Raw genomic sequence first — 317 nt, 5'->3', positions numbered from 1 at the left:
GGACATTATGACGATCACCGTGTCCGGACGCAAAATGCCCGTTACCGACGCCCTTCGTCAGTACGCTGAGTAAAAGGTTGGAAACGCTATTAAGGCTGTGGACGCCGACACCGTCTCCACGGAAATTGTTCTGTATACCGAGAAGAACCCGGCCAACCCGCTGCCGGCCATTTGCGAGGTCACTGTTCGCGTGAAGGGCCACATCGTTCGTGTTGAGGAAAGTGAAGAGGATATGTACGCCGCCATCGACGTGGCCGCCGCCAAGGTTGCCCGTCAGCTGCGCAAGTACAAGACCCGCGTGCTTGACAAGCGCGTTC

Annotated in this window: 1 protein-coding gene; it reads left to right on the top strand. The window is 57.4% G+C overall.

Annotated features, from left to right (window positions below; translation table 11 throughout):
• Window positions 1–97 precede the first annotated feature (97 nt).
• On the top strand, window positions 98–317 hold a 220-nt coding region (hpf, locus tag PZH32_RS12315), incomplete at its 3' end, for a ribosome hibernation-promoting factor, HPF/YfiA family (RefSeq protein ID WP_343074570.1).

This window comes from Adlercreutzia equolifaciens, from assembly GCF_029076695.1.
GTDB classification, from domain to species: Bacteria; Actinomycetota; Coriobacteriia; order Coriobacteriales; family Eggerthellaceae; genus Adlercreutzia; species Adlercreutzia equolifaciens_A.
Note: the sequence above shows the minus strand (reverse complement) of the source record. Positions and strands in the feature narration are given on the sequence as shown.